Origin of the sequence: Corallococcus llansteffanensis, assembly GCF_003612055.1 — a bacterium.
GTDB classification, from domain to species: domain Bacteria; phylum Myxococcota; class Myxococcia; order Myxococcales; family Myxococcaceae; genus Corallococcus; species Corallococcus llansteffanensis.
In genome coordinates this window covers 1-1482 of the sequence record NZ_RAWB01001019.1, presented here as the reverse complement: position 1 = coordinate 1482, position 1482 = coordinate 1, and the positions used below count along the sequence as shown (strand labels likewise).

The following is a 1482-nucleotide window of genomic DNA, read 5'->3' as shown; positions in this document are numbered from 1 at the left end:
TCCTACAGTTGTAGTTTGGAAGAGACCGCAGTCGCCCTCCGGTTGAAGAAACATGAGGGGGAGGAGCGGGATTTCCCATGCAGCCACCATCCGCCGTCGAAGCGCAGGCACCGGAAGTCCGCTTGGTCGGCCAACTCGCGATGGAACTGGAAGAAATGGGGGGCTGGTTACAGCCTCACTTCCGCAGGCGCGAGGCACACAGCGCCGCCGTCGAGTACGTGAAGGCGTTGCTGGGGCGGGCACAGCGCAAGAATGCGTGGGGCCTTTCGGAGGATGCAGGCCACCGAGCGCCCTATGCCTTCCAGCACCTGCTGTTGCGAGCGAAGTGGGATGCGGACGCGGTGCGCGACGACGTCCTGGTGTACGCAAGGCGGGCGCTGGGTGAAGGCGGCATCCTGGCCGTGGATGAGACGGGCTTCCTGAAGAAGGGGGAGAAGTCCGTGGGCGTGGCACGCCAGTACACCGGTACCGCGGGCAAGGTGGAGAACGCGCAGGTGGGCGTCTTCCTCTCGTACGTCACGCCGCGCGGGCATGCGCTCGTGGACCGGGAGCTGTACCTGCCGGAGCCGTGGACCGAGGACGCCGCCCGCCGGGAAGCGGGAGGCATTCCGGAGGCGGTGGGCTTCGAATCCAAGCCGGCCCTGGCGCAAGGGATGCTGCAACGGGCCCTGGGCGCGGGACTGAAGCCCGCCTGGGTGGTGGGGGATGAAGTCTACGGCCGCGACAGCACGCTGCGTCGCTTCCTCGAAGACTTGCACCAGCCCTACGTGCTGACGGTGGCCTCCAACACGCACGTCTGGCGCGGCTTCTACCAGGTGAAGCCGGGCGACATGGTGGAAGAAGTCCCGGCGGAGGCCTGGGTACGCCTGTCCGCGGGCGACGGGACCAAAGGCCCCCGTCTCTATGATTGGGCACGCATGCGCCTGAATCGGCACCTGGGCCTCTCCCGGTGGCTGCTGTTTCGTCGAAGCCTCGCGGACGGGAAGGTGGCCTTCTACGTGGCCCACGCCCGGCGCAATGCCTCGCTCGCATCGCTGGTGCATGCAGCAGGCAGTCGGTGGGCCGTGGAGGACGACTTCGAGTCCGCCAAGGGTGAGGTGGGCCTCGCAGACTACGAGGTGCGAACCTGGACGGCCTGGCACCGACACATGACGCTGTGCCTCGTGGCTCACGTCTATCTCGCCGCAGCACGCGCCAGGGCCAACCTTCCGCCCCAGGAGGATTTGCCCCCAAAAGCGCTGGGCCTGCCGAGGCGAAGAAACCCCATGCGCGCGTTTCTCGCCCGGCGCGGCCTTCATTGACAGCCCTCGTCCGCTACTCCGTCCAGGAAGTGCGAGGACTCCTGGTGGCGCTGCTGTGGCGTGCGGTCGCTCCGCTCGCGCACGTCCTGGCGTGGAGTCGCTGGCGGCGCCACCACCAAGCCGTAGCCATGCGGTGTCACTACCGAGCCCGAGGGGCTCGATTCAAATTGCAACTGTAGGA

The 1482-nt window shown here is 67.2% G+C and carries 1 protein-coding gene; it reads left to right on the top strand.

Annotated elements, in window-relative coordinates:
• Window positions 1-140: 140 nt before the first annotated feature.
• A complete protein-coding gene (locus D7V93_RS42995) occupies window positions 141-1301 on the top strand; it encodes an IS701 family transposase (RefSeq protein ID WP_372338436.1) in 1161 nt (386 codons plus the stop codon).
• Window positions 1302-1482: the final 181 nt, after the last annotated feature.